The 14,253-nt window shown below is 70.6% G+C and carries 11 protein-coding genes; 6 read left to right on the top strand and 5 right to left on the bottom strand.

Annotation, left to right across the window (positions count from 1 at the left end):
- Positions 1-83: 83 nt before the first annotated feature.
- Positions 84-470: a DoxX family protein gene (locus AMYAL_RS0123660; protein ID WP_020633741.1), complete on the top strand. Its 387-nt coding sequence runs from the start codon at positions 84-86 to the stop codon at positions 468-470.
- Here AMYAL_RS0123660 and AMYAL_RS0123655 read toward each other — a convergent pair.
- On the bottom strand, positions 467-3,724 hold the full coding sequence (locus AMYAL_RS0123655) for an ATP-dependent helicase (RefSeq protein WP_020633740.1): 3,258 nt from the start codon (positions 3,722-3,724) through the stop codon (positions 467-469). The genes AMYAL_RS0123660 and AMYAL_RS0123655 overlap by 4 nt on opposite strands.
- Positions 3,721-6,936 (bottom strand): ATP-dependent helicase, encoded by a 3,216-nt coding sequence (locus AMYAL_RS0123650; RefSeq protein ID WP_209447246.1) that lies wholly within the window; start codon positions 6,934-6,936, stop codon positions 3,721-3,723. Before AMYAL_RS0123650 ends, AMYAL_RS0123655 begins: the two co-directional genes overlap by 4 nt.
- A gap of 54 nt (positions 6,937-6,990) precedes the next feature.
- Here AMYAL_RS0123650 and AMYAL_RS0123645 point away from each other — a divergent pair, with 54 nt between their 5' ends.
- Complete coding sequence (locus AMYAL_RS0123645) at positions 6,991-7,314, top strand: MGMT family protein (RefSeq protein ID WP_005167658.1); 324 nt, start codon at positions 6,991-6,993, stop codon at positions 7,312-7,314.
- Between the two features lie 14 nt (positions 7,315-7,328).
- Positions 7,329-8,159, top strand: coding sequence for a siderophore-interacting protein (locus tag AMYAL_RS0123640; protein WP_020633738.1), 831 nt, complete (start codon positions 7,329-7,331; stop codon positions 8,157-8,159).
- A 125-nt stretch (positions 8,160-8,284) separates the two neighbouring features.
- Here the strand turns inward: AMYAL_RS0123640 and AMYAL_RS0123635 are convergent, their stop codons facing one another.
- From AMYAL_RS0123635 to AMYAL_RS0123625, 3 genes are read right to left on the bottom strand one after another with little or no spacing between them, the layout of a single operon-like run.
- Positions 8,285-9,568, bottom strand: coding sequence for a sensor histidine kinase (locus AMYAL_RS0123635; RefSeq protein ID WP_026467381.1), 1,284 nt, complete (start codon positions 9,566-9,568; stop codon positions 8,285-8,287).
- A gap of 52 nt (positions 9,569-9,620) precedes the next feature.
- The gene (locus AMYAL_RS0123630) at positions 9,621-10,430 is read right to left on the bottom strand and encodes a uroporphyrinogen-III synthase (protein WP_020633736.1); all 810 of its coding nucleotides are present in this window, start codon (positions 10,428-10,430) and stop codon (positions 9,621-9,623) included.
- A complete protein-coding gene (locus tag AMYAL_RS0123625) occupies positions 10,423-11,391 on the bottom strand; it encodes a helix-turn-helix transcriptional regulator (RefSeq protein WP_020633735.1) in 969 nt (322 codons plus the stop codon). Before AMYAL_RS0123625 ends, AMYAL_RS0123630 begins: the two co-directional genes overlap by 8 nt.
- A gap of 60 nt (positions 11,392-11,451) precedes the next feature.
- On the opposite strand from AMYAL_RS0123625, the gene AMYAL_RS0123620 reads away from it, so the two are divergent.
- The 3 genes from AMYAL_RS0123620 (at position 11,452) to AMYAL_RS0123610 (ending at position 14,250) form a co-directional block, all read left to right on the top strand.
- Complete coding sequence (locus AMYAL_RS0123620) at positions 11,452-11,847, top strand: DUF3224 domain-containing protein (protein ID WP_020633734.1); 396 nt, start codon at positions 11,452-11,454, stop codon at positions 11,845-11,847.
- Between the two features lie 9 nt (positions 11,848-11,856).
- Positions 11,857-12,975: a DNA glycosylase AlkZ-like family protein gene (locus tag AMYAL_RS0123615; protein ID WP_020633733.1), complete on the top strand. Its 1,119-nt coding sequence runs from the start codon at positions 11,857-11,859 to the stop codon at positions 12,973-12,975.
- Between the two features lie 93 nt (positions 12,976-13,068).
- A complete protein-coding gene (locus tag AMYAL_RS0123610) occupies positions 13,069-14,250 on the top strand; it encodes a Kelch repeat-containing protein (protein WP_143267951.1) in 1,182 nt (393 codons plus the stop codon).
- Positions 14,251-14,253 lie beyond the last annotated feature (3 nt).

The raw sequence follows: 14,253 nt of genomic DNA, 5'->3' as shown, positions 1-14,253 counted from the left end.
GCTCCGGCCTGGTCCGCGTCGCTCACGGTCGCCGAGGATAGCCGACGCACCTTACGTTCAGCGCGGTATGCGAAGCTCAGGGCATGTCTTCGGATTCCAAGCCGTCCCAGCGGCCCGCTTATTTCCTCGCCGGCCTGCTCGGGGCGGCCGGCGTCCTGCACTTCGTCCAGCCGAAGCCCTTCGACGCGATCATCCCGAAGCAGCTCCCTGGCTCCGCTCGGGCGTGGACCTACGGCTCCGGCGTGGCCGAGCTGGGCGTCGCCGCCGCGGTCGCCAACCCGAAGACGCGACGTCTCGGCGGGCTCGCGGCCGCGCTGCTGTTCGTCGTGGTCCTGCCGGGGAACGTGAAGATGGCCGTCGACGCCGACCGCCGTAAGGCCCCGAAGCACTGGCGAGCGGCTTTCTGGGCCCGCGTCCCGCTGCAGATCCCGCTGGTGACCTGGGCTCTCAAGGTCCGCGACCGCGCTTAGATAGCCGGGACGCTCCGCAGGAGCTGCCGCAGTCCTTCGGCGTCCAGCAGATCCGCCGGACGGACGGTCTTGTCGTGTTTCACGTAGTGGAACGCCGCCCGCACCTTCTCCACCGGCACCTTCCTCAGCGCGGCCCACGCCAGCCGGTACGCCGCCAGCTGCACGGCCAGCGGTGCGAGCCGGTCCTTCTCCGGGACGGAGCCGGTCTTCCAGTCGACGACGGTCCAGCCGCCGTCGGGATCGGCGAACACGGCGTCCATCCGCCCGCGCAGCGTCACGCCCACGACGTCGGCCGAGAAGGGGACCTCGACGGCGTGCGGCACCCGGTGCGCCCACTCGCTCTTCTCGAACGCCGTCTGCAGCGCCTCCAGCTCCGAATCGGGCGCCTCGTCGACGTCCGCCGCCCCCGGCAGATCGTCGATCTCCAGCAGCTGTTCGCCGCCGAACCGCTGCTCCAGCCAGCCGTGGAACGCCGTCCCCCGGCGCGCGTAAGTGTTGGGGCGCACGGGAAGCGGCCGTCGCAGCCGTCGGGCCAGCGCGGCAGGGTCGGCCGACAGCTCGACCAGCTGGCTCACCGAAAGATGCGGCGGCAGCACGACCTGCTGCACCCGGTCCCGCGCCCGCGCGCGCTCCTCCAGCAGCACCTTGGTGTCGGAGATCCAGCCGTCCGGATCGTCCTCGTCTTCCTCGAAGCCCTCTTCGGCGTCTTCCATCGCACCGAGCACCAGATCGACGCCGTTGGTGACCCCCTCGCGGCGCGGCCACAGCGGATCGACCGGCCACCGGGACCGGCGTGAGTCGGCGACCAGGGGATTCTGCCCGTCAGCCTCCGGCTCGTCGGCCCAGTGCTCGATCCGGCCGACCGAGTTCTCCCGCATCACTTCGCCGATTTCGAGCAGGAACTCCGACGGCCCCTTCGGCCGCGCGCTGCTCTCGTTCCACCAATGACCGGAAATCAGCATGGTGTGCTCGGAGCGGGTCAGTGCGACATAGCAGAGCCGCCGCTCCTCGTCCGCTTCTCGCGCGACGAAGCCCTCTTCGTGCAGCTCCAGCGCTTCCTGGACTTCCTTGCGGTCATAGCCTTCCGCGACCCGCAGCTCCGGCAGATCCTCCGAGTCCCCGCGCAGCGCGGCCGGCAGCGAGGTCGACGTCCGCAACCACGACGAAGACCGCCGCCTCCCTGGGAAGACCTCCTTGACCAGGTGCGGAATCGCGACGATGCGCCATTCCAGCCCCTTGGCCGAGTGCACGGTCAGCACCTGGACCCGGTCCGGCACGACCTCCACCTCACCGGGAGTGAGCCCGTCCTCCGCGTGCGCGGCCGTGTTCAGGTAGTCCACAAAGGACAAAAGAGTGGCCGTCGGCGAGGTCTCGGCGAAATCCGTGACGACGTCGGCGAAAGCGTCCAGATGCGCTCGCCCGGCCGGGCCCGGCCGGGCCAGCGATTCGACGTCGAGCAGCATCGTGCGCTCCACGTCGGCGACCAGTTCGGGCAGCGACTGGTCGAGCCGCCGCCGCAACGCCGAAAGCTCGTTGCCGACGCGCCGGATCCGCCGGTAGCCCTCGGGCGAATACCGCTCCGGTGTACCTGGATCGTCGATCGCGTCGGCGAGTCCCGCCTGTTCGACCCGTTCGGTCACCAGTACCGGTTCGTCCACATCGGACTTCCCCGACGGCGGAACCGGCGAGGAGAGTTCGCCCGCCCGGCGCCACAATGCCGCGAGGTCGGCCGCCGCGATCCGCCAGCGCGCCCCGGTCAGCAACCGGGCGGCCGCGCTGCCCGCGAGCGGATCGGCGAGCACCCGCAGCGTGCTGACCAGGTCCGCGACCTCGGGTTCGTCGAGAAGACCGCCGAGTCCGACGACCTCGACCGGAAGACCGCGTGCCCGCAGCTCCGCCGCGATCGGCGCCATGTCGGCGCGGCGGCGCACCAGCACCGCGGCCGTCGGCGGTTTTCCGGTCTCCTCCACGGTTTCGAACCAGCGCTTCGCCATCGCGTCGGCCACCCACTCGCGTTCGGCGCGGATGTCCGGCAGCAGCGCTGTCGCGATGTCGGCCGTTCCCGCCCCTTCCAGCGCGCGCAGCCGCGCGACGCCGAGACCGCGTTCCCGCAGCGGTTCCGAGATCGCGTTGGCGAGTTCCAGTACCTCGGGCGGATTGCGGAAACTGGTCAGCAGCCCGAAATCCAGCGCCGGGACGAGCCGTTCGCCGTTGTCACGGGGGAAGTCCGTGGTGAACCGGGGCAGGTTCGCCGCGCTCGCCCCGCGCCAGCCGTAGATGGCCTGCGCCGGGTCGCCCACCGCCGTCACCGGCATCGGCGGATGTTCGACACCGCCGAACAGCGACCGCAGCAGGATCCGCTGGGCGTGCCCGGTGTCCTGGTACTCGTCGAGCAGCACGGCGCCGTACCGCTCGCGCTCCCCCGCGACCACCGCCGGATAACTGCTGGCGAGCTGCGCGGCCAGCGACATCTGATCCGCGAAGTCGAGCGCGCCTTCCGCCCGCTTCCGCGTGTGATACGCCTCGACCAGCGGCAGGAGGGCGAGCCGGAACCGTTGTGCCGTCATGACTTCGGCCAGTTTCTGCGGCAGGGCCGCGCGCTGCCCCTTGGCCCGCGGCGCCTTCTCGATGACGTCGCACAGCCACGACGTGTACTGCGCCAGCCGTTCGGTCTCGACCAGATGCTCGCCGAGTTCCCCGGCCAGCGCGAGCAACTGCGCCGTCACCGTGGAGGGCACGCGATCGGTGTCGAGGTCATTGTCCCAAGTGGACACCACACGATGCGAGAACTGCCACGAGGACGTCTCCGAGAGCAGCCGCACCCCTGGCTGGACCGGCAGCCGCAGGCCGTGTTCGGACAGCAGCCGCCCGGCGTACGCGTGATAGGTGAGCACCGTCGGCTCCCCGGCGGTCACCGTCATCCGCAGGTCGCCGGTCGGGTCGATCTTGTCGAGCAGCCCCGATCCGACCAGGCGCCGCAGCCGGGTGCGGACGCGTTCGGCGAGCTGACGGGCGGCCTTGCGGGTGAAGGTCAGGCCGAGGACGCGTTCCGGCGGCACGACACTGTTGGCCACCAGCCACACCACGCGCGCGGCCATCGTCTCGGTCTTGCCCGCGCCCGCGCCCGCGACGACCAGTGACGGCTCGATCGGCGCGGCGATCACCTCGGCCTGTTCGTCGGTCGGGCTGTGCAGGCCGAGCGCACGGGCGATCTCGCCTGGCTCGACCTGGCGGCGCTGGAGTTCGGAGATCAAGGACCGGTCACCTGCCTGCCCTCGGGCCGCAGCGGGCAGCAACCCCTTGCCGGGCAACGATCACAGTCCGGGTTCTCGGTGACGCCGTATTCCGGGCCCGCCGCGGATCCGGCCGCCGAACGCACCAGTTCGAGCCACTGCTTGCCGCCGTCCTCGTCCAGCGGCGCCTGCTCACGCTGGGTGGATCCGGTCTTGTTGTTGGACTTCGCGACGTAGACCAGCCGTGCGCCACCGGGTTTCGAACCGCCCTCGACCGCGCCGAGCAGCACGGCGAGCTGGTACGCGGCCAGCTGCGGATGCTCCTCGGCGTCCGAGGCGGAGATCGGGACCTTGCCGGTCTTGATGTCGATGACGACCGGGCGGCCGTCCTTGTCCACCTCGACGCGGTCGACGCGACCACGCAGGAGCACACGGACGTCGTCATCCCCGACCGGCAGTTCGACCTCGATGTCCTGCTCGACGCCTGCCTCGATCAGCTCCTTGCGGCTGGATTCCAGCCAGGAGATGAAGTTCCGCAGCATCTGCTCGACCCGCGACCGCTCACGGCGCGAGAACCACGGCGCCCCCGCGTCGACCCGCACCCACGCCTCGTCGAGCGCCGCGCGGATCTGCTCGTCGCTGCTGCCGCCCGCGACGGCCTGCGCGAGACCGTGCACCAGGGTCCCGGTGACGGCCGCGAGCTGCGCGGGATCGCTGCCGCCGTGCCGTTCGATCAGCCACCGCAGCGGGCATTTGACCAGGACCTCCACGGTGGACGGTGAGATGCGGATGAGGTCGCCCGGCCCGTGCACGGGTTCGTCGGTGGAGGGTTCCAGCAGCCCGTACCAGGTGCCGGGATGCGCGCCCGGCACTCCGGCGTCGGCCAGTTTGGCGAGCTGACGCGCCGCCCGCTGCCGCCTTTCGGGCTCGCTCGTCTCGTCACAGACGACCTCGCGCAGTTCTCCGACGAGCTCGGCGAGCACCAGCGACCGTCCCGCCGGTTTCATCCGCGAGTCGAGGCCGCCGTCGTCCGCGCCGTTCTCCTCCAGATCGTCGATGAACCGCGAGGGCTGCTCGTCCTCCCCCGCGACCGCGCTGACCAGCAACGTCTTCCGCGCGCGGCTCGCGGCGAGGTAGAACAGCCGCCGTTCTTCGGCGAGGATCGGCGCGGTGGCGGACACCTTCTCGTCGTCGACGCCGGACATGAGGTCGACCAGTCGTTCCACGCCGAGCACGGAACCGCGCAGCCGCAGATCCGGCCAGCTGCCCTCCTGGACACCGGCGATCGACACGACCGTCCATTCCCGGCCGGCGGACGCGTGCGCTGTGAGCAGCGAGACGCCTTCGCTCTTCATGGCCGCGGGCGCCAGCGTGTCACCGGCGATGTTCTGCGCGGACAGGTAATCCGCGAACGACGCGACACTCGCCTTCGGCAATCTGTCGACATAGCGACCGGCCGCGTCGAAGAGCGCGACGATCGCGTCGAGATCCCGATCCGCCTGCGAGCCCAAGGAACCGCCGCGATCGACCAGGCGCAGAAGACGCTGCTCCAGGGCGCTGTTCTGCCACAGTTCCCACAGCACCTGCTCGACACCTTCGCCCCGCACCACGGCTTGGTGCGCCTCGTGCAGCAGGCCACCGATCCGGCGCATCGGCAGTGCCTCGACCTCGGCGAGCCCGGTGAGGACATCGTTGGTACGCAAGGCTTCCACCAGCAGCTCGTCACTGGACCGCTGTCCGCCTCCGGCGAGCTCCAGCCGGCGCAGGCCTCGGCGCAACCTGCGCAGGGCGAGTGGGTCCGCGCCGCCGAGGGGCGAGGACAGCAGCATCTCGGCGAGGTCGACGTCGAGCAGTTCCGGATCGGCGGCGAGCCGCAGCATCGCCAGCAACGGCCGGACGGCAGGTTGTTTCGCGAGCGGCAGTTCCTCGGTCGCCGAGCCGATCGGCACCCCGGCGGCCCGCAGCGCACGTTGCAGGACAAGGAAAGTACGGGCGGGCGACCGGACGAGCACCGCCATCTCCGACCACGGCACGCCGTCGACGAGATGCGCGCGGCGGAGCTGATCGGCGATCCAGCTCGCCTCGGAAGCCGGGGTTGGCATCAGGCGGACACGGACAGCGCCGCCCTCCGCGTCCGGCGCGTCGACGAGTTTGCGCTGCGGCGACGAGCCGGGCAGCACGGAACCGAGTTTCGTGACGGCCGTGCGGATCACCGGGGCGAGCCTGTGCGCGGTGGTCAGCAGGACCGTGCGCTCGCCGTCTTCGTCGGCGTCGGCGAACAGCCGGGGATCCGCGCCGCGGAAAGAGAACACGGACTGATCGGGATCGCCCGCGACGACGAACTCGTCGGCCGCGTGCCCGATGAGCCGGACGAGCTGGGTCTGCAGCGGGTCGAGATGCTGGGCGTCGTCGACGAACAGGTGCCGGACCCGGCGCTGCTCGCGTTCACGCAGTTCGGGATCGTCCTCCAGTGCGAGCAGCGCCGAAGTGACGAGCTCCGCCGCGTCCAGCGCGGGCGCGCTCGCCACGCCGAGCGCGTTGCCGCCCGCGCCCTGCAGCAGGGTGACCTCTTCGTACTGGCTCCAGAACCGCCCGGCCGCGATCCACTCGACGCGATCACGCCTCCTGCCGAGTTCGACCAGGTCCTCCGGGCCCAGGCCGCGTTCGGCGGCGCGGAGCAGGAGGTCTCGCAGTTCCTCGGCGAAACCGGGAACGTTCAGCGCGGGCCGCAGCTGTTCCGGCCAGTCGAGGGCACCCGCTTCGAGGTCACCGGCGAGCAGGTCCCGGACGACGACGTCCTGTTCCGCCCCGGCCAGCAGGCGGGGCGGGGGAAGGTCGTCGGCCTGCGCCTCCATGCGCAACAGCGCGTACGCGTACGAATGCACCGTGCGCACGAGTGGCTCGCGGATCGTGCGCGGCAGCGGATCCTCTTCCGGGTCGGTGGTGAGCCGGTGGGTGATGTCGGCGCGCAGGACCTCGGCGGCCTTGCGGGAGGTGGTCAGGATGAGCACGCTCTCCGGGTTCGCGCCCTCCGCGATCCGCCGCGAAGCCGCCGAAGCCAGCAGCGCCGTCTTGCCCGTTCCGGGGCCGCCGAGGACCCGGCGGAAGCCGTCCGGGGCGGCCAGCAGGCGGCGGGCGCCGGCATCCCACTGGAACGACGGCGTGCCGGTGACCGGCGTGCGGACCAGCCGCGCGTCGGTTCCTGCCGCTGTTCGCCGCCCGTTCACGCCCACGATGGAACCACGCCCCGCCGACACAACCTCGCAGCGGCACGGCAAAGTGGTCCCATGGATGACGAACTGCACGAGCGGGTGCGCGAGGTCATCGCGAGCGTGCCTGCCGGCTCGGTCGCGACTTATGGGGATATAGCGTCGGTTTCGGGGGCCCCGTCACCGCGGTTGATCGGGCGGATCCTCAGCGAGGACGGTCACGACCTGCCTTGGCACCGCATTCTGCGCGCCGACGGGACACCGGCCCCGCATCTGCTCGACGAACAGCTGCAACGACTGCGCGAGGAGGGCGTCATTCCCGACGGCCAGCGCGTCGACCTGCGAAAATACCGGTGGCAGCGTGATCCCGATGACGACGCTGGCCTGGGCGGTCTTTTTTAGGTTAGCCTCGCCTAATGAGTTACATCGAGGCGAAGGTGACCGGCGTCCGGCGGCTCACCCCGCATATGAGCAGGGTGACCTTCTCCGGGGCGTCGCTGGTGGACCAGGCCCCCGATCAGTACCTGAAGGTCTTCTTCCCGCAGCCCGGCCAGGCGGAGCCGGTCCTGCCCGCGCCGCTGGGCGGGGACGAAGTGATGTCCTGGTACAAGACCTACCTCGCGATGCCGGACGACGTCCGGCCGCCGATGCGCACCTACACCGTGCGCGCGCTGCGGCCGTCGGCACAGGAGGTCGACATCGACTTCGTGCTGCACGGCGACGAGGGTCCCGCCTCGGCGTGGGCATCGAAGGCCTCGGAGGGCGACAGGGTCGCCCTCCTGGGGCCGCACGGTCTCTACGACGTGCCCGAGGGGACGACCTGGCAGCTGCTGATCGGCGACGAGACCGCGATCCCGGCGATCGGCGCGATCGTCGAGGCGCTGCCCGCCGGGACGCGGGCGCTCGTCTACGTCGAGATCGGCGACCGCGAGGACCGGCAGGTCTTCGAAACGCAGGGGACCGTGGAGCTGCACTGGGTGGTGCGCGGTTCCGAGCCGGTGGGCGCGGCTGTACTCGAAACCGTGCGCAAAGCGGAGCTGCCGGGCGGGACGCCCTACGCGTGGGTGTCCGGCGAGGCGAGCATGGTGAAGCTGGTGCGGCGGCATCTCGTGCGGGAGCGCGGGGTCGACAAGCGGGCGATCTGCTTCACCGGGTACTGGCGGCAGGGCATGAGCGAAGAGGCCGCGGGCCGAGAAGCGATGCGGCAGGCGGAGTCCGGCGAAGCTCCCGCCTCCGAGGACGACTGACCTGCGAAAAGAGAGCAAGGGACCTTTGCTGTCACCCCTCGCCGCGCGTGTCCGTGAAGGCCTCCTTCCCTACCCTCAAGGTAGGGAAGGAGGCCTTCACGGAACCCCAAGCGCCCCAAAAAGCCTCAGTGCGGAACCCAAAGGGTCACTCTGGTACCCCGCCCTGGATGCGAATCGATCGTCCCCCGCCCGCCGACCTCCGCCAGCCGCGCCATGATCGACTGGCTGATCCCGAACCCCGGCGGCCGATCCAGCATGCTGAAGCCCGTCCCCTGATCCCGCGCGATGACCGCGATACCGCCATCGCTCTCTTCGACGCGAAGCACGACCTGCTTCGTCCCGGCGTGCTTCACGGTGTTTCGGAGCGCTTCGCGGACGGCGTCGCGGATGGCGGTCCGGCGCGCGTGCGAGAGGCGGTAGTCCTCTTCGGTCTCGGCCGCGACAAGCTGGGTGCGGAGGCCGTCGCGCGCCATTTCGGTGGCGACTTCGGCGAGGTCCGCCGCGAGGCCGCGGGCCGACGGCGCGTCCGGGCCCGCCAGTTCGCGCCGGAGTTCGACGGCTTGTGCCCGCGCCGTCGCGCGCATTTCCGCGAGCCGTTGCGCGGTGGCGGACTCGTCGTCCGGCGCCTCCAGCCCCATCGCTTCCAAGGTCTGGAGCACGGAATCGTGCAGGACCCGCTGGGTCCGCAGGCGTTCGGCACGCTGCCCGCGGCGCATCCCGATCCCCAGCGCGAACCGGGTCCCGACGCCGAGCAGGATCAGGATCCCGGCCGTGGTCACGATCGCCACGACGAGCGCGACCATGCAGCCCACCGACCGGCTCACCGCGAGCGGATGGTCGAGCGGGAGCCCGCCGATCCAGGTCAGGAAGGCCCGGAACGGGAAAGCCGCGATCAGCAGCACGAGCGCGGCCGGCAGTCCGAACGACATCGTCCACAACGCCACCGTCCCGACGATCCACGTCCACGCGACGTCGACGGCGTACGGCTGGACCTCGGTCGGCGCGGCCACGGCGACGAGCGTCGTGAGCACCACGCCCACCGCGAGATCCACGTACATCAGCCGCCCCGACGTCTTCGCCCGGATCCCGCGGCCCCGCACCACCCACCAGACCGCGAAGACGTTGAGCAGCACCGCGAAGATCGTCGTGCCGAGCACCGGAACGATCCCCGCCGACCCGTTCGAGACCGCGAAACCGATGTACACCTTCGGAAACGCGGCGACACGGTAGAAGATCGGGCCGAGCGCGGAATAGCGGATCGCGCGCATGAGCATCGAATCCGCGGAATCTTCGCGATAGCGCCAGTCCGGAACGGAGTCGGGGTTGGGCGCTTCGTCGGCCGGGCTGGCGCCCAGCACTGAAGATCCCTTTCGCAACATGGCTCGCAGAAAGGTGACCGACTCGGACATCCGCCGCCCTCCCGTGCGTCCGAGTCGAGATTGGCAAAGCGGGCAGGCCGCGTCAAGACGGCCGAATGCGCAGTTCCGCGACGAGAAGTTTCACCAAGGCGCCGAGCCGCTGACGTTCGGGCTGGACGGTCGGTACTCCGGCTGCTTCCAACGGCGCAGCGGTCACCGGCCCGACGCACGCGCACAGCACCGGACCACGCAGGGCGGCGAGTAGTTCCTCGCGTCGCGAACCCGCCAGTACCAGCAGATTCGCCGCCGCCGGGGCGGAGGTGAACGCCAAAGCGCGCACCTGACCGGAGATCACGCTTTCGACGAGCGCGTGCACAGGTTCGACGTCCGCGGGCGAAAGCCAGCGATACGGCTGCGCCTGGACGACGTCCGCGCCCGAGTCCCGCAGCAGCCCGGTGAGTTCGGGCAGCAGGGTTCCGTGCAACTGGACGGCGACCCGTTCCCCTCGGACCCCGGCGTCGCGCAGTCCCTCGAACAGTTCCGCGTTGCTCTCCTCGGGCGCGGAGAATTCCTCCCGCAGCCCCTCACCGCGCACCGCACCGGCCGCTTTCGGGCCACGGACGAAGATCCGCGACGCCGCCAGCCGTTCCAGCAGCGGTTCGCGCAGCCCCCAGCCTTCGGCCGCGGAAAGCCAGCCGCGGAACCCGGCGCCGGTGGTGACCGCGGTGAACCCGACCGGCCCGGCGAGCACGGCTTCGGTCGCCGCCCGGAGTTCGGTGTCGTCGGGCAGCGGGACGATGCGGATGGTGGGCGCGTGCAGCACGGTCGCGCCGTTCCGTTCGAGCGCCGCGATGAAGTCGTCGGCCCGCCGCTCCGCGGTGATCCCGATCGTGATGCCTGCCAGGTCAGCCATAACGCGCGCCCATCTTCCTGATCTCCTCCGCCAGCCGCTCGCGCAGATCCGCCGGTTCGAGCACTTCGAGGTTCCCGCCGAAGCGCAGCAGTTCGCCGACCGCCGAGTCTCCCGGTTCGACGGGCAGTTCCATCGTCAGCCAGTCGTCTTCATCCGGTTCGGCGACGGCTTCCCGCAACGCCCGCGCGCCGACGGCGCCCAGATAGAACGGCAGCAGTATGCGGGCGTACCCGTTCAGCCGGACCACCGCCACCCGCGAATACATCCGCTTCTCGAACTGCTCCGACCACTCCTGCCAGTAGTGCGCGAGGTCGAAGTCGGACGGCCGCTCGAAGGTTTCGCCGAGTTCTTCGAGCTCCTCGATCCGGGAAACGCGGTAGGTCCGGTCGGTCCCGTCGCATCGCGCCGCGAGGTACCAGTTCCCCGCCTTGAGGATCAGGCCCAGCGGGTCGAGGACGCGCTCGACCTTCCGCTGTCCCCAGCGTTCGTACCGGACCTTGATCCGCCGCCCGCGCCAGACCGCGTCGGCCAGTTCGGACAGTCGCGGCAGGCTCTCGATCCCGCGATGCCAGCCGGGGACGTCGAGGAAGAACCGCCCGGAGATCTTGCTCGCCCCGGCACGCAGCTCCGCGGGCATGGCCGCGTGCAGTTTGAGCTGCGCGGCGGCGAGGACCGTGCCGAGCCCGAGTTCGGAGGCCGCGCCGGGCAGGCCTGCCAGCGAAAGCGATTGCGCCTCTTCTTCCGTCAGTCCGGTCAGCCGGGTGCGGTAGCCGTCGACCAGCTGATACCCGCCGGTGCGCCCGCGATCGGCGTATACCGGGACGCCGGCCGCGGACAGCGCCTCGACGTCGCGATAGACCGTCCGGACCGAAACCTCCAGCTCCGTCGCCAGCTCCTCGGCCGTCATCCGGCCGCGGTTCTGCAGCAGGAGGAGGACCGACAGGAGTCTGCTCGCGCGCATGGATCCAGTATCCCCGAAAACCTGACACAACCTGACAGGTATCGCTGACAGGGTGAACCCATGAACACTTTCGCCGTGAAGAACTGGGAAGAAGCCATCGTCAGCGGTACCGACGGCGGCCCGCGAGTGGCCTACGCGCACGCCACGTTCGGCTACAACGGGCTGATCGAGGGCGAGTCGATCCTCGACTACCTGCTGTACTACGCGGGTGAGGGCTACGACGGCGGCGGCACGACGGCTCCGGGCTTCGAACGTTTCGAGGGCAGTGTGGACGGACGCAAGGGAAGCTTCGTGATCAAGCACGACTGCGGTTTCGACGAGAAGGGCTTCGCCTCGACGTTCGAGGTCGTCGCGGGCTCCGGAACGGGTGAACTCGCCGGGATCACCGGAACCGGCACCACCTCGGGCGCCCTCGGTGACCCGGCGATGTCCTACACGTTCGAATTCTCGCTGTAAGGAGGACTTGTGCTCGAGGTCGACCGCGAGCAGGTGCTCGCGTACCGGATCGCCGCTCACGGACTGCACCGGGAGGAGACGGATCCGGCCGCGGCGGCCGTGTTCGACCTCGGGCTGCAGGATTCCGTGCGGGACACCGCGCTGCTGGGCCTCGCCGCCCGGATCGACGGCGCCATCACCCCCGCCGTCTGGGACGACGAGCGCTTCGTGCTCGCGTGGACGCATCGCGGCGCGCCGCATTTCCACCGCCGCGCGGAACTGGACGCGATCCGGGCCGCCCTCGTGCCGCTCGACGAGAAGGACGCGATGGCCCGGATCCTCTGGCAGCGCAAGCAGGTCGAGGCCGCGGGGATGTCCGCGACGGACGCGCTGTTCACCGCGGCGAAGGCGATCCGCGAAGTCGTGACGGGTGTGCAGACCAAGGGCACGGTGAGCGGCGCGGTCACCAAGCTGATCCCCGACGGTCTCTCGTACGCCTGCCGCGGCTGCGGTGTCGTGCACATCTACGAGCAGCTGATGCGGGTCGCGTCGATCCACGCCGGGGTCCGGCTGGAGGCGGGCGCGACCCCGGCGACGTTGGCGCCCCTGGAAAAACGAAAGCCCGTGAGAACCTCGCCGGACGCCAAGGCCGCGGCGCGCGTGGTCGAGGGCTACCTGCGGATCAACGGTCCGGCCGCCCCCGGTGACGCCGCCGCCTACGTCGCGACGCCCCGCGCCGGGGTCGACGCGATGTGGCCGGGCGGCCTGGCCGAGGTCCGCGTCGACGGCAAGAAGGCGTTCCTGCCGGAAGACCGGCTTCCGCTGCTGGAGAATCCGCCGGAGCCGGACGTCGTACGCCTGCTGCCGCCGCTGGACCCGTTCGTCCAGGCGCGGGACCGCGCCGTGGTGGTGCCGGACAAGGCCAGGCAGAAGGAGGTCTGGAAGATCCTCGGCAGTCCAGGCGCGCTGCTGGCCGACGGTGAGATCGCCGGTGTGTGGCGGGCCAAGGCGAGCGGGAAGAAGCGGCTTGACTTCACCGTCACCGCGTTCGACGCGCTCCGCCCGGCCGTGCGGAAGGCCGCGGAAGCGGAGGCCGCCAGGGTCGCCGCGGCGCGGGAGTTCCCCGATTTCCGCTTCGTCTGGTCCTGACGACGGTCCGATCGGTCCCGTTCGGGGTGACCAAGGGGTAGGCCATCGCGCAACCGCTTGCCGCCGAAGATCACACCGGCGACCGTCGGGATCATGAGCGCACAGACCGGAACACAGACGGCCACGAGCGGCTGGGCGGCCACCGGCGATCTGCCGTGGCCGCGCCAATGGGACGGCATCTGCGAAGGCCCCGTCCTGTTGCAGGACGGGCGGGTCCTCGCCGCGGGCGGCGGCAACAACCGCGGCGCGGTGACCTACGCCGAAGCCGCCCTCTACGACCAGGGCAGTGGTCAGTGGACGGTCACCGGATCGCTCGCGACCAGCCGCCGCCTGCACACACTGACCGTGCTGCCGAACGGGAAGGTGCTCGCGGCTGGCGGCTTCCACGGCCATCCGACGATCTCGCCCAACGCCCTCGCCTCGGCGGAGCTTTTCGACCCGGCCACCGGGACCTGGAGCCCGACCGGGTCGATGACCACCGGCCGCAGCAACCACAACGCGGTCCTGCTGCGGGACGGCCGGGTGCTGGTGATGGGCGGCGCGACCGACAGCCCGCCGATCGAATCGCTCGTCATCGGTTCGGCGGAGATCTACGACCCGGCGACAGGCACATGGACCGTGGTCGCGCCGATGATCCACGCCAGGGCCTCATTCCCCGCCGTCCTGCTGGCGGACGGGAAGGTCCTGGTCGCCTCGGGCACCATCGAAACCGGTGGCGATCTGGTCGGCCTGACGTTCTGCGAGATCTACGACCCGGCCGCGAACACCTGGAGCCAGACCACCCCGATCGGTACACCGACCCCGCTCGAAACTGGGCGGCCGCGCGTCGGCGCGCAGGCGGTCACCCTGCCCGACGGGACGGTCCTGCTCACCGGCGGTCATTCCGGCGGACCGGTGAACTGGAACTACAACCCGTTCAGCTTCGGCGAGTCCGAACGGTACGACCCGGCGACCGGGAAGTGGACCGACGCGGCGCCGATGCGGATCCCGCGCGACGAATTCCGCCTCATCCGGCTGGATTCCGGCAAGATCCTCGCGATCGGCGGGCTCGAATACGGCGGCTACGACGCCGGGTACCAGAACTCGGAGATCTTCGATCCCGCCACCGGTGCCTGGGGTCCGCTGATCGGCCTCACCATCGGCCGGGCCAAGTTCGGCGCGGTCAAGCTCGCCGACGGCCGCGTCCTCATCGCCGGTGGCGCCGCGGTGCTCGCCAACGCGGGCCCGGACGCCAATCACGTCCTCATCACCAAGACCGACCTCTTCACCCCGTGACCT

Source organism: Amycolatopsis alba DSM 44262 (assembly GCF_000384215.1).
Lineage (GTDB): Bacteria > Actinomycetota > Actinomycetes > Mycobacteriales > Pseudonocardiaceae > Amycolatopsis > Amycolatopsis alba.
Note: the sequence above shows the minus strand (reverse complement) of the source record. Positions and strands in the feature narration are given on the sequence as shown.